The organism is Phaeovulum sp., from assembly GCF_030684035.1.
In the GTDB taxonomy this organism is placed as follows: Bacteria; Pseudomonadota; Alphaproteobacteria; order Rhodobacterales; family Rhodobacteraceae; genus UBA6213.
Genome location: NZ_JAUXPI010000029.1, coordinates 22,970 through 45,779, shown reverse-complemented (window position 1 = coordinate 45,779; position 22,810 = coordinate 22,970). Strand labels below are relative to the sequence as shown.

The 22,810-nt window shown below is 65.8% G+C and carries 23 protein-coding genes; 14 read left to right on the top strand and 9 right to left on the bottom strand.

The genetic code is table 11. From position 1 onward, the window contains the following. The first annotated feature begins 49 nt into the window (after positions 1-49). The 8 genes from Q8J98_RS07050 to Q8J98_RS07015 all read left to right on the top strand — a co-directional run bounded on the left by Q8J98_RS07050 (position 50) and on the right by Q8J98_RS07015 (position 8,535). A complete protein-coding gene (locus tag Q8J98_RS07050; RefSeq protein ID WP_305293735.1) occupies positions 50-1,087 on the top strand; it encodes a cell wall metabolism sensor histidine kinase WalK in 1,038 nt (345 codons plus the stop codon). Positions 1,088-1,226: 139 nt separating this feature from the next. Further along, on the top strand, positions 1,227-2,273 hold the full coding sequence (locus tag Q8J98_RS07045) for a substrate-binding domain-containing protein (RefSeq protein ID WP_305293734.1): 1,047 nt from the start codon (positions 1,227-1,229) through the stop codon (positions 2,271-2,273). A gap of 67 nt (positions 2,274-2,340) precedes the next feature. Continuing rightward, complete coding sequence (gene pstC, locus Q8J98_RS07040) at positions 2,341-3,717, top strand: phosphate ABC transporter permease subunit PstC (protein WP_305293733.1); 1,377 nt, start codon at positions 2,341-2,343, stop codon at positions 3,715-3,717. A 12-nt stretch (positions 3,718-3,729) separates the two neighbouring features. Beyond that, a complete protein-coding gene (gene pstA / locus Q8J98_RS07035) occupies positions 3,730-4,977 on the top strand; it encodes a phosphate ABC transporter permease PstA (protein ID WP_305293732.1) in 1,248 nt (415 codons plus the stop codon). Between the two features lie 14 nt (positions 4,978-4,991). Next, entirely contained in the window at positions 4,992-5,753 is a 762-nt protein-coding gene (pstB, locus tag Q8J98_RS07030) for a phosphate ABC transporter ATP-binding protein PstB (RefSeq protein WP_305293731.1), read from the top strand. An 11-nt stretch (positions 5,754-5,764) separates the two neighbouring features. After that, the gene (gene phoU / locus Q8J98_RS07025; RefSeq protein ID WP_305293730.1) at positions 5,765-6,481 is read left to right on the top strand and encodes a phosphate signaling complex protein PhoU; all 717 of its coding nucleotides are present in this window, start codon (positions 5,765-5,767) and stop codon (positions 6,479-6,481) included. Further along, the gene (gene phoB, locus Q8J98_RS07020; protein ID WP_305293729.1) at positions 6,481-7,173 is read left to right on the top strand and encodes a phosphate regulon transcriptional regulator PhoB; all 693 of its coding nucleotides are present in this window, start codon (positions 6,481-6,483) and stop codon (positions 7,171-7,173) included. Before phoU ends, phoB begins: the two co-directional genes overlap by 1 nt. An 84-nt stretch (positions 7,174-7,257) precedes the next feature. After that, a complete protein-coding gene (locus Q8J98_RS07015; protein ID WP_305293728.1) occupies positions 7,258-8,535 on the top strand; it encodes an AGE family epimerase/isomerase in 1,278 nt (425 codons plus the stop codon). A 44-nt stretch (positions 8,536-8,579) separates the two neighbouring features. Here Q8J98_RS07015 and Q8J98_RS07010 read toward each other — a convergent pair whose 3' ends face one another. The 7 genes from Q8J98_RS07010 to Q8J98_RS06980 form a co-directional block, all read right to left on the bottom strand. Continuing rightward, a complete protein-coding gene (locus Q8J98_RS07010; RefSeq protein ID WP_305185810.1) occupies positions 8,580-8,744 on the bottom strand; it encodes a hypothetical protein in 165 nt (54 codons plus the stop codon). 88 nt (positions 8,745-8,832) lie between these two features. Further along, the gene (locus Q8J98_RS07005) at positions 8,833-10,317 is read right to left on the bottom strand and encodes a nucleotidyltransferase family protein (RefSeq protein WP_305293727.1); all 1,485 of its coding nucleotides are present in this window, start codon (positions 10,315-10,317) and stop codon (positions 8,833-8,835) included. A gap of 2 nt (positions 10,318-10,319) precedes the next feature. Further along, complete coding sequence (locus tag Q8J98_RS07000) at positions 10,320-11,003, bottom strand: glycosyltransferase family A protein (RefSeq protein ID WP_305293726.1); 684 nt, start codon at positions 11,001-11,003, stop codon at positions 10,320-10,322. After that, positions 11,003-11,755: a glycosyltransferase family A protein gene (locus Q8J98_RS06995; protein WP_305293725.1), complete on the bottom strand. Its 753-nt coding sequence runs from the start codon at positions 11,753-11,755 to the stop codon at positions 11,003-11,005. The genes Q8J98_RS07000 and Q8J98_RS06995 overlap by 1 nt, the downstream gene beginning before the upstream one ends. Beyond that, positions 11,752-12,786, bottom strand: a complete 1,035-nt coding sequence (locus Q8J98_RS06990; RefSeq protein WP_305293724.1) for a hypothetical protein — start codon at positions 12,784-12,786, stop codon at positions 11,752-11,754. Before Q8J98_RS06990 ends, Q8J98_RS06995 begins: the two co-directional genes overlap by 4 nt. 40 nt (positions 12,787-12,826) lie before the next feature. Further along, on the bottom strand, positions 12,827-13,258 hold the full coding sequence (locus Q8J98_RS06985) for a PqqD family protein (protein ID WP_305293723.1): 432 nt from the start codon (positions 13,256-13,258) through the stop codon (positions 12,827-12,829). Positions 13,259-13,354: 96 nt separating this feature from the next. Continuing rightward, entirely contained in the window at positions 13,355-14,341 is a 987-nt protein-coding gene (locus Q8J98_RS06980) for a radical SAM protein (protein ID WP_305293722.1), read from the bottom strand. A 215-nt stretch (positions 14,342-14,556) separates the two neighbouring features. On the opposite strand from Q8J98_RS06980, the gene Q8J98_RS06975 reads away from it, so the two are divergent. The 4 genes from Q8J98_RS06975 to Q8J98_RS06960 all read left to right on the top strand — a co-directional run bounded on the left by Q8J98_RS06975 (position 14,557) and on the right by Q8J98_RS06960 (position 19,456). Then, the gene (locus Q8J98_RS06975) at positions 14,557-17,046 is read left to right on the top strand and encodes a heavy metal translocating P-type ATPase (RefSeq protein WP_305293721.1); all 2,490 of its coding nucleotides are present in this window, start codon (positions 14,557-14,559) and stop codon (positions 17,044-17,046) included. Between the two features lie 114 nt (positions 17,047-17,160). After that, positions 17,161-18,276 (top strand): Ppx/GppA phosphatase family protein, encoded by a 1,116-nt coding sequence (locus Q8J98_RS06970; RefSeq protein ID WP_305293720.1) that lies wholly within the window; start codon positions 17,161-17,163, stop codon positions 18,274-18,276. A 1-nt stretch (position 18,277) separates the two neighbouring features. Then, positions 18,278-19,027 (top strand): RlmE family RNA methyltransferase, encoded by a 750-nt coding sequence (locus Q8J98_RS06965; RefSeq protein WP_305185800.1) that lies wholly within the window; start codon positions 18,278-18,280, stop codon positions 19,025-19,027. Positions 19,028-19,072: 45 nt separating this feature from the next. Continuing rightward, a complete protein-coding gene (locus tag Q8J98_RS06960; protein ID WP_305185799.1) occupies positions 19,073-19,456 on the top strand; it encodes a CZB domain-containing protein in 384 nt (127 codons plus the stop codon). Positions 19,457-19,471: 15 nt separating this feature from the next. Here Q8J98_RS06960 and Q8J98_RS06955 read toward each other — a convergent pair whose 3' ends face one another. Both Q8J98_RS06955 and miaA read right to left on the bottom strand, forming a co-directional pair. Further along, a complete protein-coding gene (locus Q8J98_RS06955; RefSeq protein ID WP_305185798.1) occupies positions 19,472-20,356 on the bottom strand; it encodes an AraC family transcriptional regulator in 885 nt (294 codons plus the stop codon). Between the two features lie 99 nt (positions 20,357-20,455). Then, positions 20,456-21,349 carry a tRNA (adenosine(37)-N6)-dimethylallyltransferase MiaA gene (gene miaA, locus Q8J98_RS06950; protein ID WP_305293719.1) on the bottom strand — a complete coding sequence of 298 codons (894 nt, stop codon included), beginning with the start codon at positions 21,347-21,349 and terminating at the stop codon, positions 20,456-20,458. Between the two features lie 90 nt (positions 21,350-21,439). On the opposite strand from miaA, the gene pyrH reads away from it, so the two are divergent. Continuing rightward, positions 21,440-22,177: a UMP kinase gene (pyrH, locus tag Q8J98_RS06945; RefSeq protein WP_305293718.1), complete on the top strand. Its 738-nt coding sequence runs from the start codon at positions 21,440-21,442 to the stop codon at positions 22,175-22,177. Between the two features lie 63 nt (positions 22,178-22,240). Continuing rightward, positions 22,241-22,804: a ribosome recycling factor gene (gene frr, locus Q8J98_RS06940; protein WP_305185795.1), complete on the top strand. Its 564-nt coding sequence runs from the start codon at positions 22,241-22,243 to the stop codon at positions 22,802-22,804. Positions 22,805-22,810: the final 6 nt, after the last annotated feature.

Genomic DNA, 22,810 nt, shown 5'->3' with positions numbered 1-22,810 from the left:
CTTTGCGGCAAACCTGCTATGTCGGGCGCGCGAACATTTGGGGGTTGGCATGAGGTCGCAATTTGTCGATTCGCTCCTTGAAGCGGTGCCGCATCCGCTGCTTCTGATCGGTGACGACGCGCGCATCGAGGCGGCCAACGCCCCGGCGCGCGCGCTTTTCGGTGCCGAGCAGGTCGGCCGTCACTATGCTCTGGCACTGCGCCAGCCCGGGCCGCTGGCTGCCATCGAAGCGGCGCTGCGCGAAGGCAAGGAGGGGCAGGCGCAGCATGTGCACAGCGGCCCCTCGCGCGAGACCGTCTATCGGGTGCAGGTGCGGCCGGTGGCAGGCGATGGCCGCAACTGCGTGCTCGCCAGCCTCGTGGATGTGAGCGAGGCCGAGCAGATCAGCCAGTTCCGCCGTGATTTCGTGGCTAATGTGAGCCACGAGTTGCGCACCCCGCTGACCGCGCTGCTCGGCATCATCCAAACCCTTCAGGGGTCGGCAAGGGATGACCCTGCCGCGCGCTCGCGGTTTCTGGCGGTGATGGCGGGCGAGGCCGAGCGGATGAACCGGCTGGTGCGCGATCTCTTGCAACTGAGCCGGGTCGAAGCGGAAGAGCGGGTGCGGCCGACGGCGCGGGTCGATCTGGCGGCGGTGCTGACGGGTGTCAGCGAATCGCTGCGCCCGGCCGCCGAGCAGGCCGGGGTCAGCATCGTCGCGGAGGGTGCGGCGGGCCCCGCCTGGCTGCGTGGCGACGCCGATCAGCTTGCGCAGGTGTTTTTCAACCTCATCGAGAATGCGGTGAAATATGGCGGCGGCGGCCAGGTTTCGTTTTCCCTGCGGTCGGTGCCGCATGATCCCGCGCTGCGCGGACCCGCGCTTGCCGTTGATGTGACCGACCGCGGCGAGGGCATTGCGCCCGAGCATGTCCCGCGGCTGACCGAGCGGTTTTATCGTGTCGATACACACCGTTCGCGGACCAAGGGCGGAACCGGGCTGGGCCTCGCCATCGTCAAGCACATCGTGCAGCGGCACCGCGGCAGGCTGGTGATCGCCAGTGCGCCGGGCAAGGGTTCCACCTTCACGGTGATCCTGCCGGCCGAGTAGCGCTGGCCTCCGCCACCGCCGCCCGGATCCCGGCGCATGTCATGAAACTGTTACCTTGCCGTCGCAAAAGCATTGCGCGTCTCGATTAGCCAAGCCGCAAGACTGCCGCTCCTGGTGGTCGAGTTGACAGGAGAACCTAATGTCCAATTTCAAACTGGCGATCTCGGTGCTGGCGATGACCGCGGTTTCGGGAACCGCTGCCGTGGCGCGCGAACAAATTCGCCTGGTCGGTTCGTCGACCGTGTTTCCCTATTCGCAAGCGGTTGCAGAGAACTTTGTCAATGTCACCGGCAAACCGTCGCCGGTGATCGAATCGACGGGGACCGGCGGCGGCTTCAAGCTGTTTTGCGCCGGTCTGGGCGAGGATCATGCCGATATCACCGGTGCCTCGCGCGCCATCAAGAAATCGGAATTCGAGCTTTGCGCGTCCAATGGCGTGACCGACATCACCGAAGTGCTGATCGGCTATGATGGCCTGAGCCTGGCCGTTTCGCGCAACAGCCCGTTTGTATGGGCGCTGACTGAAAAGCAGATTTATCAGGCGCTTGCTGCGGAAACCGAGGTGAACGGTGCCTGGGTCGCCAACCCCTACAAGAAATGGTCCGAGATCGACCCGAGCCTGCCCGATACCGCCATTCTTGCCTATGGCCCGCCGCCCACTTCGGGCACCCGCGATGCGTTTGTCGAACTGGTCATGCACGACGGCTGCAAGAAACTCGACTACTACAAGGCCCTGCCGGCCGACCAGCAAGCCACGTTCCTGACCGACAGCTGCTCGCGGATGCGCCAGGATGGGCCGTTCGTGGAAGCGGGCGAGAACGACAACCTGATCGTGCAGCGGATCGAAGCTGATCCTTCGGCGATTGGCATCTTCGGCTACTCGTTCCTCTACGAGAACGCCGACAAGCTTGCCGGGATCGCGGTCGATGGCGTGGTGCCGAGTGCCGAGACGATTGCCGATTTCAGCTACGGTGTGGCGCGTCCGCTCTATGTCTATATCAAGAACGCACACCGCAGCGTGATCGCCGGGCTTCCCGAGTTCATTGAGGAACTGGTTTCCGAAGCTGCGCTTGCCGATGGTGGCTACCTGCAAGAGCGCGGGCTGACCGTGCTGGCACCTGACCTGCTTGCCGCCGTGCAGGCCAGCGTGATTGCGGCGACGCCGATGGCCGCCCCCGCGAAGTGATGCCAACTCTGCCGCCCGCGCCAATGGTGCGGGCGGCACCCCTGCACTCCTGCTTCGCGAGCCCCGCATGACCGCTGCCGCATTCCTGCTGCTGTTCATTGCCAGCCTGGCTGGCTGGTTCTGGAACCGGCATGCTGCCGCGGCAGTCTGGCGTCGCGGGGCAAAGCTGCATTCGCTGCCGGCCTATCACGGTGCCAGCTCGGCGCTGGCGGTTGCGGTGCCGGGCATGGTGCTCATTCTCGTCTGGCTGGCGCTGCAAGGCGCGGTGATCGACTGGCTGGTGCTGGCGTCGCTGCCTGAGGCGGTCGCGGCGGGTCTTGATGGCGGCACCCGGGCGCTGATGCGCTCCGAAATTGGCTCGATCGCGCGCGGCCAAGTGTTCGGCACCCCGGAACCCTGGAAGCTCGAAGCCGCCGCATATCTCGGCACCCTGACGCAGACCTCGCGCGCCCTGCTTTTCGCTGCAGTCGCGCTTGCCTCGGCCTTCGCCCTGTTCATGGCGCGCCGCAAGGTTTCTGCAGCGTTTCGCGCCCGCCAGCGCGTCGAGCGCATCCTGCATGGGCTGATGGTGCTTTGTGCGCTGGCGGCGATCTTCACCACCGCGGGCATCGTGGCCTCGCTCGCCTTCGAGAGCGCGCGGTTTTTCTCGATGGTGCCGTTTACCGAATTCCTGTTTGGCACCAACTGGGAGCCGCAGATCCCGATGCGCGCCGATCAGGTCGCCGGGGCGGGGGCGTTCGGCTGGCTGCCGGTCATTCTTGGAACGCTGGTCATAACCGTGGTTGCAATGGGCTTTTCGGTGCCGGTGGGACTGTTTTCCGCGGTCTATCTCAATGAATTCGCCTCCCCCAGACTGCGTTCCGTGGCCAAGCCGCTGCTCGAAATGCTCGCCGGTATTCCAACCGTGGTTTACGGGTTCTTCGCGGTTCTGACCGTGGCCCCGGCGCTGCGCTCGGCGGCCTCGGCCTGGGGCATTGCCGTGGCACCGAACACCGCGCTGGCGGCGGGTGGGGTGATGGGGATCATGCTTATCCCCTTCATCGCCTCGTTTGCCGACGATGCGCTTTCGGCGGTGCCGCGTGCCCTGCGCGACGGCAGCCTGGCGCTCGGCGCAACCCGTGCGGAAACCGTTACCAAGGTGCTGATCCCCGCCGCCATTCCCGGCATTGCCGGGGGGGTGCTGCTGGCAGTGAGCCGCGCCATTGGCGAAACCATGATCGTGGTGATGGCCGCCGGGCTGATTGCGCGGATGACCATCAACCCGCTCGACAGCGTGACCACGGTGACGGTGCAGATCGTTACCCTGCTGATTGGCGACACCGCATTTGACAACCCCAAGACGCTGGCGGCCTTCGCGCTGGGGTTGATGCTGTTTCTGGTGACGCTCGCCATCAACGTGCTGGCGCTGCGGCTGGTGCGCAAATACCGCGAAATCTATGACTGAGGGAAAGAAGCCATGACGCGTTTCAACCCGGGCTTGCTACGCCGTCGCAGGCGCCGCGAATTCACGCTGCGGGCGCTGGGTTTTTCCGCGCTGGCGCTGGCGGCCCTGATGCTGTTCCTGCTTATTGGCTCGCTGGTTGCGACCGGCTGGCAGGCCTTTACCCAGACCCATATCCGCATTGAATTCCCGGTCAGCGCCGAGCGGGTGAAGCCCGAGGAAATCGCCCGGGGCAACTACCGGGCGCTGGTGCAGGACGCGATGCAGGCGGCGCTGCCTGCGTTGCCCGCCGCCGAGGCGCGCAAGCTTTCGAGCATTCTTTCCAATGCCGCGCAGTTCCGGCTGCGCGATGCGGTGGTTGCCGACCCGAGCCTGATCGGCCGCAGCGTGACCCTGACGGTGCCGGTTTCGGACCCCTTTGACCAGCTCAACAAGGGCCTGGTGCTGCGCGACACGCCCGAAGCGAACCGCCGCCTGAACAATGCCGAAATCGCGGCCTTCGACACGCTCGCCGCCCAGGGTCTGGTGAGCCGCCCGATCAACTGGGCGCTGCTGACAAATGCGGATTCGCGCTTTCCCGAGCTTGCCGGGCTGCGCGGCGCGCTGGTCGGGTCGTTCTACGCGCTTGCCACCTGTTTTCTGCTCGCCTTTCCGCTCGGTATCGGTGCCGCGATCTACCTTCAGGAATTCGCACCGAAAAGCCGGTTGAGCGACATCATCGAGATCAACATCAACAACCTCGCGGCAGTGCCCTCGGTGGTGTTCGGCCTCTTGGCACTGGCGGTGTTTCTGGGCTGGTTCGGAATGCCGCGCTCGTCGCCCTTCGTCGGCGGCCTGACGCTGGCGCTGATGACTTTGCCGACCATCATCATAGCCACCCGCGCGGCGCTGATTGCGGTGCCGCCCAGCATCCGCGAAGCGGCAATGGGTATTGGTGCCTCGCGCCAGCAGGTGGTATTCCACCATGTGCTGCCGCTGGCGATGCCGGGCATCATGACCGGCACCATCATCGGGCTGGCGCAGGCACTGGGCGAAACCGCGCCGCTGTTGCTGATCGGCATGAACGCCTTTCTCACCGCTGCCCCGGCGACGCCGTTTGACGCATCGACCGCGTTGCCGACGCAAATCTTCCTTTGGGCCGATAGCCCGGAGCGCGGTTTTGTTTCCCGCACCTCGGCGGCAATCCTCGTGCTGCTTGCCTTTCTCGCCGCGATGAACGCGCTGGCGATTTTCCTTCGCGCGAGGTTCGAGCGCAAATGGTGACCCCGGAGAATTCGATGCAGACCCCAAAAATGACCGCCTCCGGCGTCAACGTGCATTATGGCAGCACGCAGGCGCTCTTCAATGTCAGCGTGGACATCGCGCCTGCCACCGTCACCGCCTTCATTGGCCCGTCGGGTTGCGGCAAATCGACCTTTCTGCGCTGCCTCAACCGGATGAACGACACCATTGCGGGATGCCGCGTCGAAGGCAGAATCACGCTTGACGGCGAAGATATCTATGCGCCTTCGGTGGACCCGGTGCAGCTGCGCGCGCAGGTCGGCATGGTGTTTCAGAAACCGAACCCGTTTCCGAAATCGATCTACGAGAATGTCGCCTACGGGCCGCGCATCCACGGCATGGCGCGCCGCCGCGAAGATCTTGACGAGATTGTCGAAACCTCGCTGCGCCGCGCGGCGCTCTGGGGCGAGGTGAAAGATCGGCTGGCGACGCCCGGCACCGGGCTTTCGGGCGGCCAGCAGCAGCGGCTCTGCATTGCCCGCGCCATTGCCACCGCGCCCGAAGTCCTGCTGATGGACGAGCCGGCCTCGGCGCTCGATCCGATCGCCACGGCGCAGATCGAAGAGCTGATCGACGAATTGCGCGCGAGCTTTTCGGTGGTCATTGTCACCCATTCGATGCAGCAAGCGGCGCGGGTGAGCCAGAAAACCGCCTTCTTCCACCTCGGATCGCTGGTGGAATTCGGCGAAACCGGGCAGATTTTCACCAGCCCGAGCGACCCGCGTACCGAAAGCTACATTACCGGACGGATCGGCTGAGGGAGGCCCAGATGACCCACGAACATATCGCTGCCGTCTTTGACCGGGATCTGGAACGCATCCAGGCGCTGGTGATGAAGATGGGCGGGCTGGCAGAGGCCGCGCTGAACGACGCCGCAACCGCGCTGGAGGCGCGCGATGGCGAACTGGCAGAACGGGTGCGGGCAGGCGACGCGGCACTCGATGCGCTGGAAGAGGAGATCAATGCCGAATGCGCGAAGGTGATCGCCTTGCGCGCGCCAACGGCGGGGGATCTGCGCACCGTCCTGACGGTGATGAAGATAGCGAGCGCGCTGGAGCGCTGCGGCGATTATGCCAAGAACCTCGCCAGGCGGTCGCTGGTGCTGGCCGAAATGCCCCGTGTCGAAGGCGCGGCGGGCTCGATCCGGCGCATGGCGCGGCAGGTGGGGCTGCTTTTGCGCGATGCGCTTGATGCCTATGCGCGCCGCGACGCCGAGCTTGCGCGCGAGGTGCGGGCCCGCGACGAGGAAGTGGACCAGATGTATGGCGCGTTGTTTCGGGAATTCGTGACCCATATGATGGCCGACCCGCGGTTGATTTCGCCCTGCCTGCACCTGCATTTCATTGCCAAGAACATCGAGCGTGTCGGTGACCATGCAACCTCGATTGCCGAACAGGTGATCTACCTCGTTTCCGGCGCGCTTCCGGGTGAGGAAAGGCCCAAGGACGAGGGTGCCACGCTTGGCCAACCGGGCAGGGGGCTCTGATGGCCGCGGTGGCGCGGGCAACGGTGCTGCTGGTCGAAGATGAGCCGGCGCAACGCGAGCTTCTGGCCTACAATCTCGAAGCCGAGGGTTACGACGTGGTAACTGCCACGAATGGCGAAGAGGCGCTGGCGATGGTCGCCGAACGCGCGCCCGATCTGGTGGTGCTCGACTGGATGATGCCGCATGTCTCGGGGCTTGAGGTTTGCCGTCGCCTCAAGGCGCGCGCCGCCACCCGCGATCTGCCGGTGCTGATGCTTTCGGCCCGTTCGGAAGAAACCGACATGGTTCGCGGCCTTGAGACCGGGGCCGATGACTATGTGAGCAAACCCTATTCGCTTGGTGAGGTGATGGCACGGATTCGCGCGCTGCTGCGCCGCACCCGCCCCGCGGTGGTCGGACAGGCGCTGGAATGGGGTGACATCCGGCTTGACCCGGAAACCCATCGGGTGACCCGCGCCGAAACGCTTCTGGCGCTGGCACCCACCGAATACCGCCTGCTTGCCACCTTTCTGGAACGTCCGGGCCGGGTCTGGAGCCGCGAGCAGTTGCTCGACAGGGTCTGGGGGCGCGACATCTACGTTGATACCCGCACGGTTGATGTGCATGTCGGCCGCCTGCGCAAGGTGCTTGGGCGCAGCGGCGGTGCCGACCCGATCCGCACCGTGCGCGGAGCAGGCTATGCGCTCGGTTAGGGCCGACCTGCGCCGCCACGCAAGACCAATGGCAGCCCGCGGCGGGATTTGCTATCGAGCGCAGGTAATAGCAGGGAAACGCTCATGTGCCCCAGAAGCGCGATCGGAACCGAAGCGAGCAGCGGCAGTTGGCTGGCGGATCCACTGCACCGGGCCTGGCTGAACACCGAGGCGTGGCGACAGCTTGATTTCTTCCGGGCCAGCCTGCGCCCGGATGGCGGCTTTGATGTGCTGAACCATGATGGCACACCGCGCTGCGGCGGTCCGCAGGAACTGCACACCACAACCCGGCTGGTGCATGCCTATGCGCTCGGGCAGGCCTTTGGTGATACCGGGGCCAGCGCGATCATCGATGCGGGAATGGGCTTTCTCTGGCGCGCCCACCGCGACGGCGAGCACGGCGGCTATTCGTGGTCGGTGCAGGACGGGGCGGCGGCCGATGGCAGCAAGCTCGCCTATGGCCATGTCTTCGTGTTGCTGGCGGCGGCAAGCGCCGCGCAGGTAGGACACCCCGATGCGGATCGGCTTGTTGCCGATGTCTCGCGGGTCATCGACAGCCATTTCTGGGATGAAGCGCGCGGCCTTTTGCGCGATGAATTCCGCCGCGACTGGCAGCCCTTTTCAACCTATCGCGGCATGAATGCCAACATGCACGGTGCCGAGGCAATGCTTGCTGCCTATGAGGCGACCGGCAACCCGGTGTTTCTGGCGCGCGCAGGCCGCATTCTCGATTTCTTCCTGCGCCGCATTGCCCCGGCGCATGGCTGGCGCCTGCCCGAGCACTACACCGAAAGCTGGCAGGTCGATCCGGACTACAGCGGCAATCCGATGTTTCGCCCCGCAGGCACCACACCCGGCCATTCGTTCGAGCTTGGCCGTCTCATCCTGCAGCACTGGGATCTGAGTGGCCGCCCGCCGGGTGACGCGGTGGAAATTGCGCGGCAGTTGGTTGACCGCGCGCTTGCCGATGCCTGGCTGCCGGATGGCGGCTTTGCCTATACGCTTGACACTAAAGGCGGCGTTGCCATTGCCGACCGCTACTGGTGGCCGGTGACCGAGGCGATCGGGGCAATGGCGACGCTGCTCAAGCTCGATCCGCGCGCGGCGGATGAGGCCTGGTATCGGCGGCTCTGGACCTTTGCCGATGCCCGCCTGATCGATCATGCGCGCGGCGGCTGGTTTCCCGAGATCGACGCGGCGGGAGCGCCGGTCGAGCGGCAGTTCTTCGGCAAACCCGACATCTATCATTCGTTGCAAGCCACGCTGCTGCCGCTCTTGCGGGGGGCGTCACGGGCGTTGGAGGAGCTTTCGGGCAAGGCGGCGGCGGAGACTGCCCGCAAGCCCGCGCCGAGTGCGCACTGATCGCGGATTGCGGCGAAATGGCCGCCAGGCACCTGCCGACGCGATCAGCCCTTCTTCCGAGCCGCCGCAGCGGCTTGCATCCGGGTGAGCAATTCGGTTTTCCGCGCGCTTTCGCCAAAGGGGTTCTTTTCGGTTCCCTTGGCGTTATGCTCGGTGTGGCGCGGTGTGTTCTTGGGCTTTGGCGGTGCCCCGGTTTTTCCGTAGTCCATCATCCTGCCCTTGCAATGCGCTCATGCCAGCCTTGGCGCGCCCGCCGGATACCGCATGAAATGGCGCACCGGGTCAAGGGCTGATGGGTCACTCGGCTTGCCCGGCAGGTGCAACCGGTTGCCAGGTGAACGACACCACCAGAAACCGTAACGCGGCGTAACGCGCCGCATCGTCAGGGGTAGTGGCGGCGCGCGCATGGCGGCCCGGTCGCGCTTCAAGCCAAAGCCCATAGTCGCCTTCGGGCAGGTCAACCTCGCCGTCAAAGCTGATCCGCGCCGCGCCGCTTAGCCGCCGCAGGCTGCGCGCGCGCAGCCGCGCGAGGTGGCGGGTCTCGGTGTTGAGCTCGAATTCGACCCGCCGCGGCAGCCCCGGCATATGCACCTCAAGCTCAAGGTGAAAGCGGGTGGCCCCGGCGGATTGGGTGGGCAGATCGCGCAGGCGGACATGCGTGGCGAGTGCCGAGTTCGGCGACGCGGCCTTCGCGGCCCGGATCCGACCTTGCAGCGGCTGAGGCGCGGGCCTGGCCTTGTGCCCGAGCAAGAGCCGCAACTGCTTGGCAATTCCGCGCGCAAGGCGTGACCACGCGCGCCATTCCGCCCGTGGCTTGGCCTGCAAGAGGTCCGATATCCGCTGCATCGGGCCCGGCGCGGGTTCCGCCAGCAGCCGCGACAGGAACGCGTCCGGCAGCGCCAGACCAACCTCATCATGCAGGTAGGAAAGCGCGACCTGCGCGGGCACCAGCGCATCGGCGGCGGCGAGCGTGGAAAGAAGCCTTTCCCAGTCGATTTCGCCAGCAACAATCAGCTGCGCGCAATCAACCAGCCAGTCGCTGTGCGCATGGGCATCAAGGCCGCTGTGGCAGATTGCCAGTGCCAGCCTGTCGGTCGGCGAGGGAATCTGCACCGGCACCCCGAAAAAGGAGGCGCTGCGGGCATTTTGCCAAAGTGCTGCCTCCGCATCCGGCAGCGGGGCTGCCGCGCCGAAGCCCCATTGGTGCAGGTCGATGTCGCCAAACCGCTCGCCGTAAAAGTTCATCGCCCGAACCGCCCCGGCGCGCGCCTTGAGGCAAAGCCGCGATTCGCCGCTGGATGCGCCCCAGCCGAGATCCGACAATATGTCGATTGCGCGGGCGAAATCGGCGGGCGGCACCAGAATGTCGAGGTCATGCGCAACCCGGGCGCGCTGGTCATCGGCATGGGCGGCGATCCGCGACCCGCCCTTGATCAGCATGACCGAAACACCCGCTTCCCCCAGCCCCTTGAGCACCGGCAGCGCATCGGCAAGGGCCATGCGTGAGCGGGTCCACAAATGCCGCTGCAACCCGACGAGGCGCGCGTGCTCGGGGAGCGCCGAAAGGTCTTTGCCATAGCGCTCGGAAATCGAGGCAAGCAGCCGGTGCTCGCGGAACCCGGCGCTATCGATGGTGTTGGTGGCGAGCCAGTCAAGAAATGCCTGCCGCCCTTCGATTGGGTCAGGGCAAACCGCCGCCCGGATCAAGAGATCAAGCGCGCCCGATGGCCATGCCCAGCCGATGGCTGGAAACCTGCGCGAAATGGCGGGCGGTTGCGCCATGATCAACCCTGTTCCCCGTCAGTTGCGGCGCGGCGGTTTCGTAGCAGCGCCAGATGCGCCACTTTCAGGTAGCCGATGTCGCGCCCGGCCGCACGGCCATGCGAAAGGCTGCCCGGCAGAATGCGGCGCAGCGCCAGAACCTCGTCAAGCTCCATGGTCCGGTGCCCGCCGGCACGCAGCCGTGCAAACCAGTCCACCATGTCGCCGCGGTTTCCCGGCAGATCGAGCACTGGCCCGACCGCATCGAAAACCGCACGCCGCAACACCACACAGGGGCGCAAAAGCCCGCCGCGTTCTTCGCCGGTGCCATCGTCGGGCACGCCGTGGCGAAACTGCCGCATCCGGCAACTGACCAGTGCAAGGTCGGGGTTGTCGTGCAGCACTTGAAGCTGCACCTGCATCTTTCCCGGCAGCCAGAGATCGTCGGCATCCAGAAAAGCAAGGATCGGCGAGGTGATTTCCTGCACGCCGCGGGTGGTGGCGGCACCGGGGCCGGTGTTTGACTGGCGCAGCACCCGCACCCGTGGCGCGAACCCGGCCGCTATCGTGGCCGTGTTATCGCTTGAGCCGTCATCGACAACCACAACCTCGGCTGGCGGCACGCTTTGGCCAAGCACGGACTCGAGGGCTTCCGCAAGCGTGCGGGCGGCATTGTAGGCGGGGATCACGACACCGTAAGGTTGCATCAGAAATATCCGATCTCGACCAGCGACTTCAGGGCAAAATCCGGTTTGCGAAGCACGATGCCCGGGTCGGCGCGCCGCCGCCGGATGGATTTCAGCACCGCGAGCGCAAAGTACCGTATCGCCTCTTCGGTATTGCGCGTCATGTTTTCCGGGTGACGCAGATAATACACGCAAAGCGTTTCGGTCTGGATGAATTCGGCACCGGATTCAAACACGCGCAGCAGGTAATCGGTATCTTCCGCCTGCCGAAGCGTCAGATCAAAGCTGCCGATCCGCTCGACAAGCGCGCGCCGGAAGATCGCGCAGGAAAGGTGGATGCCGACAATATCGGCCCGTTTCGCAGTGCTGGTGGGCAGCAGCGTTTCGGGGTCGATTGCGTCCACCAGCATCATCCGCCCGTAACTCAGCGCCACGCCGGGGGCGGCGCGCAGGCGGGGCAGGTCGGCTGCGAAGCGGCCGGGGGGCGAGATATCGTCGGAATCAAGGAATGTGACGAATTCGGTTTCAGGCAGCAGATGCGCAAGCCCCGCGTTGCGCGCCCCCGCGACCCCGGTGTTGGGTTGCCGTAGCATGCGGATCTCGGCGTGCTCGCGCATCAGATCGGCAAGCAGCAGCGGGGTTTCGTCGGTCGAGCCATCGTCGATGACCAGAATATCCAGCTCTGCCGCGTCGCGCTGGCGAAGCAAGGAATGTATGGCGCGCGGCAGGGTAGCGGCGCGGTTGAAGGTGGGAATGATGACACTGGTTTTCACGGGCGCAAATCCTCGATGAAGCCTGTCATGGCCTGTGCGATTTCGCCCGGGTCGGGGCCAAGCGTCATCTGGTAGGCGGGCAGGCGGCGCGCCAGAGCCGCACACACCCCAAACGACACATCGCGATCCCCCGGTATCTGCGAAACGCCTGAAGGCGCAATGGCCAGAAACGCCTGCTTGGGGCTGACCGGATCGAACCGGGTGGTTCTGTCGGTGCCGACGCGCGGCAGGCAAATTGCGTCGATCACCAGACCCGCAGTTTGCGGCGCTGCACCAATGTCGCCGAGGGTGAACTGGTGCTTGCCTTGCCAGTTCAGACCGGGCCGGACTGCGGGCCAGTGCTGCAATTGAAGCCGCGCATAGCCCGCAGGGTCGGTCTTGAGGGTTCTGAACAAGGGCCTTGCAAGGGTTGCCTGCGCCACATCGACCAGAACGTAGTCGTCGCCCACGGTTTCGAGGCCGTGCAGAATGCCCGCCAGAACCGTGCCGGATTTGCCCGATCCGCCCGGCCCGGAAAGCAACACGCCGCGCCCGCCAATCCCGAGGCTGCCGGCGTGAACCAGCGCGCGGGAAGCGCCGCGCATGTGCCAGTGCAGAAAATTGCGCAGCGGCGAGCCGCCATCCCAGGGCGGCAGGTCGCGCGCGGTGCGCTGCAACTGGAGGCCGCGGCCGGTTTCGCGGTCGTAGAACTGCCAGAAGCCATTTTCGGCCATGTGATGCAGCCGATACCGCGTAGCCGAAAGCGCCGCTTCAACCGCGCGCTCAAGAAAGAATGGTTCATCCCAGGCGGGCAATCCGGGCAGGCCGAGCGTATCGGCGCAGGCGACCAGAATGCGGCAATCGGCCCTGATCGGCGCGCCGCCATCGGCCAGGGCAATGCGCAGGGTTTCGGCATAGCTGCCAATCGAAGTCCGGCAATCGATGCGCGCGCCGCCGAGGGTGACGCAGACCTGCGCCTTTGCCCGCGCGAAGGCGGCGTCGAAATGGGCGAAAAGCCAGTCGAGGTATTCGATCAGGTTGCCGGTATTCACCGCGCGGCACCCGGGTTCGGGGTGCGTCTGCGCGCCCGCATCATGCCGGCCGGATCCCGTGGGGCCAGCCGGTTTCCTGATCGACATCATGGATCGGGTCGGCAACGATCAGATCGGAAAGGTCATCATAGCTTTCCACCGAAGGGGCCGAGACGGCGGCGGCAAGCGCTTGGCGTATTTCTTCGGGCAGTGCCGCGTCTGCCGCTTCGGGGTCAGCCAGGATCAGCCCGAGATCGGCGAGTTCCGCGACAAAACGGCCGATCTCTGCATCAGCCAGACCAAGGCCGCAAAAGCGGGCAGGGCGCGCCCCGGCCATCAGCCCGCCCCAGATTGCCGCGGCGGCGGCGTTGAAGCCGAAGTATCGCCCGGTTCCAAGATTGAGCACCACCAGATCGCCGTCGAATTCCTCGTGGACGATATCGGGCCCTGCGACCTTGTAGGATTGGTTGAACACTTTGTGGCGGACCTTCATCAGCTTTCGGGCGGGCAGTGGGCATTGCTGCCGCTGCATTCAGTGGCAGAGCGCACCCTGAAAATCAAGCGGCGACCGGGCAAGAACCGCGCCACCTCATGGCCCCGGCCGTCTGTGGGTTGCCTTGCGAAGGCGTTTGGGCCGGTAGTGCAGTCTTGCCAGAAATCGCTGCAACCGCCCGGCTTTTTTCATCCGGTGCTCCGGCGTCTTGCAGTCATCCACGAGCACGAAATTTTCCAGGCTTTCCGCCAGCAGCCGCGCATCGATCATCTCGCTTGCGGGAATGTCGAGGTCGGCCGACCAGACTTTGCGCCCAAGCAGGATGTGCGGCTCTTTCTTGCCCACGGTGCCGACGCAGTAGCGGCACGAGGCAAGCGGCTGCTGCGCATTCAGAAACGCCAGCAGCCGCGCCGCGAAATCGGCGCTTTCGGCAAGCACAAATCCGTCGAAGTCCTCGGTTCCCGCAAGGCGCGGGGCATAGATCGATTGCGGGCAGCGGTAGATCGCGCCCTTGTAGATCCCGTGGCAGCCCCAGACATTTGCCGGTTTGCAGGCCTTGAAGATTTTTTCTACCAGCGCGTCGTCGTCATTCCGGATCCGGGTAAAGGTGCGGCGGAACTCGGCGTGGGCGTTGAGGGTAAAGCGCACGCCATGCGCCTTTGCCGTGGCGCGGTGGCGCGCCAGGTCGCTTTCGCTGAGGCCGGCTGCGGGGTAGTGCGATACCTCGATCTCGTCAAGCAGCGGCCAGGCCTCGGCGGGCATCCGGTCAAGCAGCATGCCGTTGGTCACGAGCATGTGATGGCTGGCAATGCCCGAGGCGCGGCCCGCCCTGAGGATGCCGGGCAGGTCGGGGTGCAACAACGGCTCGCCACCGATATATTTCAGGAAGGCTGGCTGGTAATGCCGCGCAAGCATCGCCAGATCGCGGCCGATATCTTCGGGCGAGACATACCATTTGCCGATTGCAGGCGAGCCATGATTGCATTGGCGGCAGGTGATGTTGCAGTGATCGGCAACGATGATCTCAAGCCCGGTGGGCGGGTGGATAACGCCGTCACGCAGCACCGAACGTGTTTGCAGCATCGGTTTCTGTCTCCCGCAAGGCGCGCGAGGTCGCCGGAACCAGCCCGCCTTGAGCAGGCACGCGGCATTTGCGAGTGATACCGCTTTGCACCGCAGTTTGTAAGCTTGTTTGGGGTACGCGGCGGCGCGACCGGTCTAAAACTCCGGGTGCCCGCTTGACCTTTGGCGCGCGCAAACCCCTATGTAGGGTGCCACCGATGCCAAGCGAGGATCGTATGACCGCATATTCAGAGCTCAGGCTTTTCGTCGAGGGCATGTCCTGCGCCTCTTGCGTGGGTCGCGTGGAACGGGCGCTGCGCGCGCTGCCGGGGGTGGAAAGCGCAAGTGTGAACCTTGCCGACGAAACGGCGCAGGTAGCTTACGCTGCCCCGGCGGATGCGCTTGGCATCGTGTCGGCGCTGCAAAAGGCGGGCTATCCCCCGCGCAGCGCCGAGCTGTCGCTGGACGTGCAGAACATGTCCTGCGCCTCTTGCGTGGGGCGGGTGGAGCGGGCACTGGCGGCGGTGCCGGGGGTGATCGAGGCTCGGGTGAACCTTGCCAGCGAGGTGGCACAGGTGCGCTATCTTGAGGCGCAGGGAATGCCCGAGGTGCTGGTGCGCGCCGCCGCTGCCGCTGGCTATCCGGCAACGATCAAGGGCGAGGCACTGACCACCACCGACACCGGTGCCCGCAAGGACGCGGAAGCGCGGCATCTGGGCGACCTCACGCTGTTCGCGGCGCTGCTGGCGTTGCCGGTGTTCGTGCTGGAAATGGGCAGCCACCTGATCCCGGCTTTCCACATCTGGGTCGGTAATGTCATTGGCCATCAGATGAGCTGGTTCGTGCAATTCGTGCTGACCACCGTGGTGTTGGCCGGGCCGGGGCGGCGCTTTTACCGCAAGGGCTTTCCGGCACTGCTGCGTGGCGCGCCCGACATGAACAGCCTGGTGGCGCTCGGCACCGCGGCGGCCTATGGCTATTCGGTGGTGGCCACGTTCTTTCCGGCGCTGCTGCCCGCAGGCAGCCGCGCGGTCTATTACGAGGCGGCGGCGGTGATCGTGGTGCTGATCCTGCTTGGCCGCTTTCTCGAAGCCCGCGCCAAGGGCCGCACCGGGGCGGCGATCCGCAAGCTGGTGGGAATGCAGGCGAAAAGCGCACAGGTGGAACGCGGCGGCGCGCTGGTCGATCTGCCGATCGGGCAGATCGTGGTGGGCGATCTGCTGCGCGTGCGCCCCGGCGAGAGGCTGGCGGTTGATGGCGAGGTAACGCAGGGCACGAGCTACGTTGATGAAAGCATGATTACCGGCGAGCCGCTGCCGGTTTCCAAGGCGGCGGGCGATGCGGTGGTCGGCGGCACGGTGAACGGCACCGGTGCCTTCAGCTACCGCGCCACCAAGGTGGGTGCCGATACGATGCTGGCGCAGATCATCCGCATGGTCGAACAGGCGCAGGGTGCCAAGCTGCCGATCCAGGGTCTGGTCGACCGGATCACCCTCTGGTTCGTGCCCGCAGTCATGGCGGCAGCGGCGGCGACAGTTGCCGTCTGGCTGATCTTCGGCCCCGACCCGGCGCTGACCTATGCCCTGGTCGCGGGGGTGGCGGTGCTGATCATTGCCTGCCCCTGTGCGATGGGCCTTGCCACCCCGACCTCGATCATGGTCGGAACCGGGCGCGCGGCAGAGCTCGGGGTGCTGTTTCGCAAGGGCGATGCGCTGCAAAGCCTGCAATCGGTGGGTATCGTGGCGCTCGACAAGACCGGCACGCTCACCCTCGGCCGCCCGATGCTGACCGACCTCGAACTTGCAGCCCGGCAAGACCGCGCCGAGGTGCTGCGGCTGGTGGCGGCGGTCGAGCAGTTGTCGGAACATCCGATTGGCACGGCCATCGTGGCAGCCGCGCGGGCCGAGGCGCTGGCGCTGCCTGCCGCGACCCTCTTTGCCGCGATCCCCGGCCTTGGCGCGCAGGCCGAGGTCGAAGGCCACGCGGTGCTGATCGGGGCGGACCGGCTGATGCGGCGTGAGAACATCGATATTTCAGCGCTGGCACCCGGCGGGGCGCGGCTGGCCGAGGCGGGCAAGACCCCGCTATACGCCGCGATTGACGGGGTTGCCGTGGCGGTGATTGCGGTTTCCGACCCGGTCAAGCCTTCCAGCCGCGCCGCAGTTGCCGCGCTGCATCGGCTCGGGTTGAAGGTGGCGATGATAACCGGCGACAATGCCGCGACCGCTGCCGCCGTCGCCCGCGAGCTTGGCATCGACCATGTGGTGGCCGAAGTGCTTCCCGCGGGCAAGGTGGCGGCACTGACGCAGTTGCGCGCGGGCGGCGCAAAGCTTGCCTATGTCGGTGACGGTATCAACGATGCCCCCGCACTTGCCCATGCCGATGTCGGCATCGCCATTGGTACCGGCACCGATATTGCCATTGAAAGCGCCGATGTGGTGCTGATCTCGGGCGATCTTGGCGGCGTGGTCAACGCTTTCGACATTTCGGCGCGCACCATGCGCAACATTCGCCAGAACCTCGGCTGGGCCTTTGGCTACAACGTGGCGCTCATTCCGGTGGCGGCGGGGGTGCTTTATCCCGGCTTCGGCCTGCTGCTTTCGCCGGTGCTGGCGGCGGGCGCAATGGCGCTTTCGAGCGTGTTCGTGCTGTCGAACGCGCTGCGCCTGCGCCGGGTGCGCCCGGTGCTGCGCAGTGCCGAAGCCACGCCGCGACCCAGCCCCTAGGCCGCGGCGCAGCACTCGGGCGGCCGGCCCCGCCACCATCGGCTGAAAGCCGGGCTTGCACTGGGGCGCTCTGGCGCTTAGCTTGAGGGCAACTTGAAATCGGAGGGCGTTCAGATGACGCCCAGGCGTCCCGTGGGTGCGGGCGCGTTCCCGAAGGCGGTAGAGCCACCCGGCACCCAATCCGCCGCGACGGGCGAGCTTTATGCCGCGCTCGATCTCGGCACCAACAGTTGCAGAATGCTGATCGCCCGCCCCGCGGGCGCGCAGTTTCTGGTCGTGGACAGCTTTTCCAAGGCTGTACAGCTTGGCTACGGGCTTGAGGCCACCGGCAGGCTGGGGCGCGCCTCGATGGGGCGGACCGTGCAGGCGCTGCAAATCTGCCGCCGCAAGATCGAGGAGCACGGTGTCACGCGGATGCGACTTGTCGCCACCGAGGCCTGTCGGCGCGCCCGCAACGCCCGCGAATTCATCCGCCACGTCACCCGCGAAACTGGCCTGCCGCTGGAGATCATCCAGCCCGAAGAGGAGGCGCGGCTGGCGGTGATCTCCTGCGCGCCGCTGGTCAGCGACAAGACCGACCAGCTTCTGGTCGTCGATATTGGCGGCGGCTCCACCGAACTGGTCTGGATCGATCTGACCTCTGTGCCGGGGCCGGAACGTGCGCGCGCGATCATGCGGCTTTCCGCCGGGTTCAACGCCGATCAGGGGGCGCGCGCCGCCGCGCGGGTGGTGGACTGGATTTCGGTGCCGCTAGGCGTAGCAACGCTGAAAGACCAGTTCATCGACGTCGAGGATGATGCCGCCCGGTTCGCGCTGATGAGCTGGTATTTCGAGGAAAAGCTTGCCTCCTTTACCCCCTATCTCGCGGGCAGCCCGCGCGCGGGGTTCCAGATCATCGGCACCTCGGGCACGGTTACAACGGTTGCGGCCTGCCACCTTGGCTTGCGCCGCTATGACCGCACCAAGGTTGACGGCCTGCAGATGACCAGTGCCGAAATCGACGCGGTGATCCGCGGTTTTCTGACCCTCGGCCCGGAAGGTCGGCGCGCCGACCCGCGCATCGGGCGCGACCGGCACACGCTCATCATGTCGGGCGCGGCGATCTTGCAGGCGCTGATGCGGGTCTGGCCGACCGACAAGCTGTCGGTTGCAGATCGCGGCCTGCGCGAAGGGTTGCTTTACGCTCAAATGGCCGCCGATGGCGTGCTTACCGAAGACGGGATGATATGAAATGACAAATCCGGCAGGCGGCGGCGCATCGGGGCGCGGGCAGCGCGACCTCAGGGTGCGGGTAAAAACTGCGCGCGGGCGCAAGCTTTCCTCGACGCTCTGGCTTGAGCGACAGCTCAACGACCCCTATGTGCAGCGCGCGAAAAAGGAAGGCTACCGCGGCCGCGCCGCCTACAAGATCCTTGAGCTCGATGACAAATACCGCTTTCTCGTGCCAGGTGCGCGGGTGGTCGATCTTGGCTGCGCGCCAGGGGGCTGGTGCCAGGTGGCGGTGGCGCGGGTGAATGCGCTTGCCGACAGGTCGGGCAAGAAGCAGGGCACCGTGCTTGGCGTCGATCTGCAGGCGGTTGACCCGATCGCCGGGGCGCAGATCCATCAGCTTGATTTTCTGGCCGATGGTGCCGAGGCGCAGGTGAAGGCCTGGCTTGGGGGCCGCGCCGATGTGGTGATGTCAGACATGGCCGCCGCCGCGTCGGGGCATCAGGGCACCGACCATTTGCGCATCATCGCGCTGTGCGATGCCGCCGCCGAATTTGCCTTTGACGTGCTGGAAGAGGGTGGCACCTTCGTGGCCAAGGTGCTGGCGGGTGGGGCCGAAGCCGAACTGCAAACCAAGCTGAAGCAGAACTTCACCAAAGTGGCGAATGTGAAACCTCCGGCAAGCCGCTCCGACAGCTCGGAAAAATTCGTCATCGCCACCGGCTTTCGCGGCAACAGGCAGGTTGCCCAGCCGCCGGAAACCGGCGCTTAAGATTTGTCGGCCAAACTCCGCCCCGCAGTTGCTGGGAGAGTTTGCATGTTTCACCGCCGCCAGTCCGACCAAATTTCCCTCGCCGTTGAAGCGCACGGCCGATGGCGGCTCGAATTTCGCCGGGCTGTCATGGGCGCAGATCTTGGCAAACCGGCCGCCGAGATCGCCGATGACCATGCCTGCGCCTTCGGCACCTGGCTGCACGGCCCCGAGGTTGACGCGGCCACCCGCGAAACCCCGGCCTGGCGGGTGATTGCGCGGCTGCACCAGGCGTTTCACCAAAGCGCAGGCGCGGTGGCAAAGCTCGTGGAGCAGGGCGATCTGGTCGAGGCCGAGGCGCTGCTGGCTGGGGACTATCTCGCGCGCTCGAACCGCCTGCTTGCCGGATTGCGCAAATGGCGGGCGGAACTGGCCTTTGGCGCGGGCTAGCGCCGTTGCCTCGCTTCATGCTCCCCGGCGAAAAGCGGTGGGGGTCTTGCCGGTCGAGGCGTGAAATGCGCGGGTGAAATAGGCCGGGCTGGTGAAGCCCAGCACCGAAGCGATTTCCTTCACCGGTTCGCGGGTTTCGCTCAGCAGCCGCCGCGCCTCGTAAAGCCTGCGGTCTGCCAGAAGCGCATGCGCCGGGTGCCCGCAGGCCTCGCGGCAGGCGCGGCTGAGATGCGTCGGGGTAACGCCAAGCTCGGCTGCCATGTCGGCAACGCCCAGACCGGTGCGAAAGTCGCGCTCCAGCAGCGCCGCGTAGCGCGCGGCAAGGCGGCGCGCGGCGGGAATGCGCTTGGCATCGGCGGCGGCAATTTCGGCCTGCCGCTCCAGCCAGACCCCGAGCAGCCCAAGGTGGTGGCGCGCCGCGCGGTCTGCGCCGGGACGCTTGCTTTCCATCTCGCGCTGGATGTTCTCCAGAATCGCCGAAAGTTCGGTCTGCGGGCCGCTCTCGCGAATCCGCAGGTGCTGGATCGAATGCGGCAAGGTCACATCGCAGCCCGAGCCGAAGTAAAGCGCGATCCCCGCGGTTTGCGCCCCGAGCTCGAAGCCGTGCATCACCCCGGCAGGAATGAAAACCGCATTATGGGTGCCATAGCCGCGGGTGACACCGCCAAGCGTGATCCGGCCCTGACCGCGGGTGAACCACATCAGCACCGGTTCGGAAAGCGCCCGCATCGCCTCGATGCGCCAACGCCCGCCTGCGGCAAGCCGCTGGATCGGCACGATCCTGATCTGGCTCGGCGGCTCCAGCAGCGAAATGATGCGCCTTCCGGCGGGCTCAGCCGACACCGGGCCTGCGCCGCCGGATGCAAATTGCGACAGCGGGGTAGCTGAGAAAAGTTTCAAGATCGGGGCCTCTTGGCAGTGAGCAGGCGAAGAATACCGGCGAAGTACCTATTTTGAAAGAGAAAATAGAAGCGCAAGCGGAAACGCACCGGCACCCGCTCAGGCACCCACGATCTTGTGCCAGCCGCGCATCCGGCCACGAAACCATGTGCGCTGTCGCTTGGCATATTGCCGCGTTGCGGCCTGCGCGGCGGCGCTTGCCTCGGCCAGTGTCACTTCGCCGCGCAGATGCGCTACCAGTTCCGGCGCGCCGATCGCCTGCGCCCAGGGCGCGGCAGGGTTCCAGACCGGCAGCACCGAGCGCACTTCATCAAGCGCACCCTCGGCAAGCATCGCGGCAAAGCGCGCGTCGATGCGGGCGGCAAGACGGTCTCGGTCGGTCTCGATCAGAAGCGCGGTGCAGGCGGCCAGCGGCAGCAGCGGCGGCGGGGTTTCGGCATGCCATGCGGCCAGCCCGCGCCCGGTTGCCGCCTGCACCTCCCAGGCGCGCTGGATGCGCACCGGGTTCAGCCGGTCGACTCGCGCAGCGCTGGCGGGGTCGAGTTCGGCCAGAAGCGCGCCCGGACCTTCCGCCGCCATGCGCGCATTGGCACGGGCGCGAACTTCGGGCGGGGTGGCGGGAATTGCGGCCAGCCCTTCGGTCAGCGCCGAAAGAAAAAGCCCGGTGCCACCGGTCACGATCAGCCTTTGCCCCGAGGCAAGAAGCCGCGCCATTTCGCGCAGCCAGTGACCGACCGAGTATTCCGCACCCGGGCCGATGTGGCCGTAAAGCGCATGCGGGGCCAGCGCCGCGTCGGCGGGGCCCGGCCGTGCCGTCAGCACCCGCCAGCAGGACCAGACCTGAAGCGCATCGGCATTGACCACGACACCGCCCTGCGCCCGCGCCAATGCCAGCGCCAGCGCAGATTTGCCGCTTGCGGTCGGCCCGGCAATCAGCACGTGCCGTGCCGGATCGATGCTTGCGGGATCATGGGTTTCGGCGTTCTGGCGCAAGGTTTTTCGCGATCGCTCCAAGCTGCGGTTGAACCCGCGCGTCATTTGCGACAATTTGCGCGCCGATGACAACAAGACTTGGGGGCGGGTATGGGCATGGGCACGGGGGCCGAGGCAAAAATGGAATACAAGCGGGTGATGCTGAAAATTTCGGGCGAGGCCTTGATGGGCGATCAGGGCTATGGCCTGCATCCGCCAACCGTGGCGCGGATCGCGCGCGAGGTGAAGACGGTGCACGACCTCGGCATCGAGATCTGCATGGTGATCGGCGGCGGCAACATCTTTCGCGGCCTTCAGGGTGCCGCGCAAGGCATGGAGCGCGCCACCGCCGACTATATGGGCATGCTCGCCACGGTGATGAACGCGCTCGGCATGCAGGCGGCGCTGGAGGCCGAGGGCATCTTTACCCGGGTGATTTCGGCAATTCCGATGGATCAGGTCTGCGAGCCCTACATCCGCCGCCGCGCCATCCGCCACCTTGAAAAGAAGCGGGTGGTGATCTTCGCGGCGGGCACCGGCAACCCCTATTTCACCACCGATACCGCCGCCACGCTGCGGGCCAACGAAATGGGCTGCGAAGCGATCTTCAAGGGCACCAAGGTTGATGGCGTCTATGACAAGGACCCGAAGAAATTCCCCGATGCGAAGCGCTACGATACGGTGAGCTATGACGAGGTGCTGCAAAAGCACCTCGGCGTCATGGATGCTTCGGCAATTGCACTGGCGCGCGACAACAATCTGCCGATCATCGTGTTTTCGCTTGACGAGCCCGGCGGTTTCCGTGGCGTGCTGGAGGGGAAAGGCACCTATACAAGGGTGCATGGCTGACTTTCCAACCGGGTGCGAAGTCGCTAGAACGGCGTCGGTGCCTGTAACAAGAGGGGAAATCCCATGTCAGACGATCTCGATATCGACATCGACGACCTCGACCGCCGCATGGATGGGGCGCTGGCCGCGCTGCATCACGAATTTGCCAGCCTGCGCACCGGGCGCGCTTCGGCCTCGATCCTCGATCCGATCATGGTCGATGCTTACGGCACGCTCACGCCGCTCAACCAGATCGGCACGATCAACGTCCCCGAGCCGCGCATGGTCACGCTCAACGTCTGGGACAAGGCGCTGGTGAGCAAGGTTGACAAGGCAATCCGCGATTCGGGCATCGGCATCAACCCGCAACTCAATGGCACCATCGTGATGCTGCCGATCCCCGAGTTGAACGAAGAGCGGCGGCGCGAGCTGACCAAGGTTGCCGGGCATTACGCCGAAAGCGCGCGCGTCGCGGTGCGCAATGTGCGCCGCGACGGCATGGACCAGGTCAAGAAGGCCAAAACCGCCGGCATGTCGGAAGACGACCAGAAGATGTGGCACGACGAGGTGCAGGAGTTGACCGACAAGGCAATTGCCGCCATTGACCGCGCACTGGATACGAAACAGGCGGAGATCATGCAGGTCTAGGCCCGC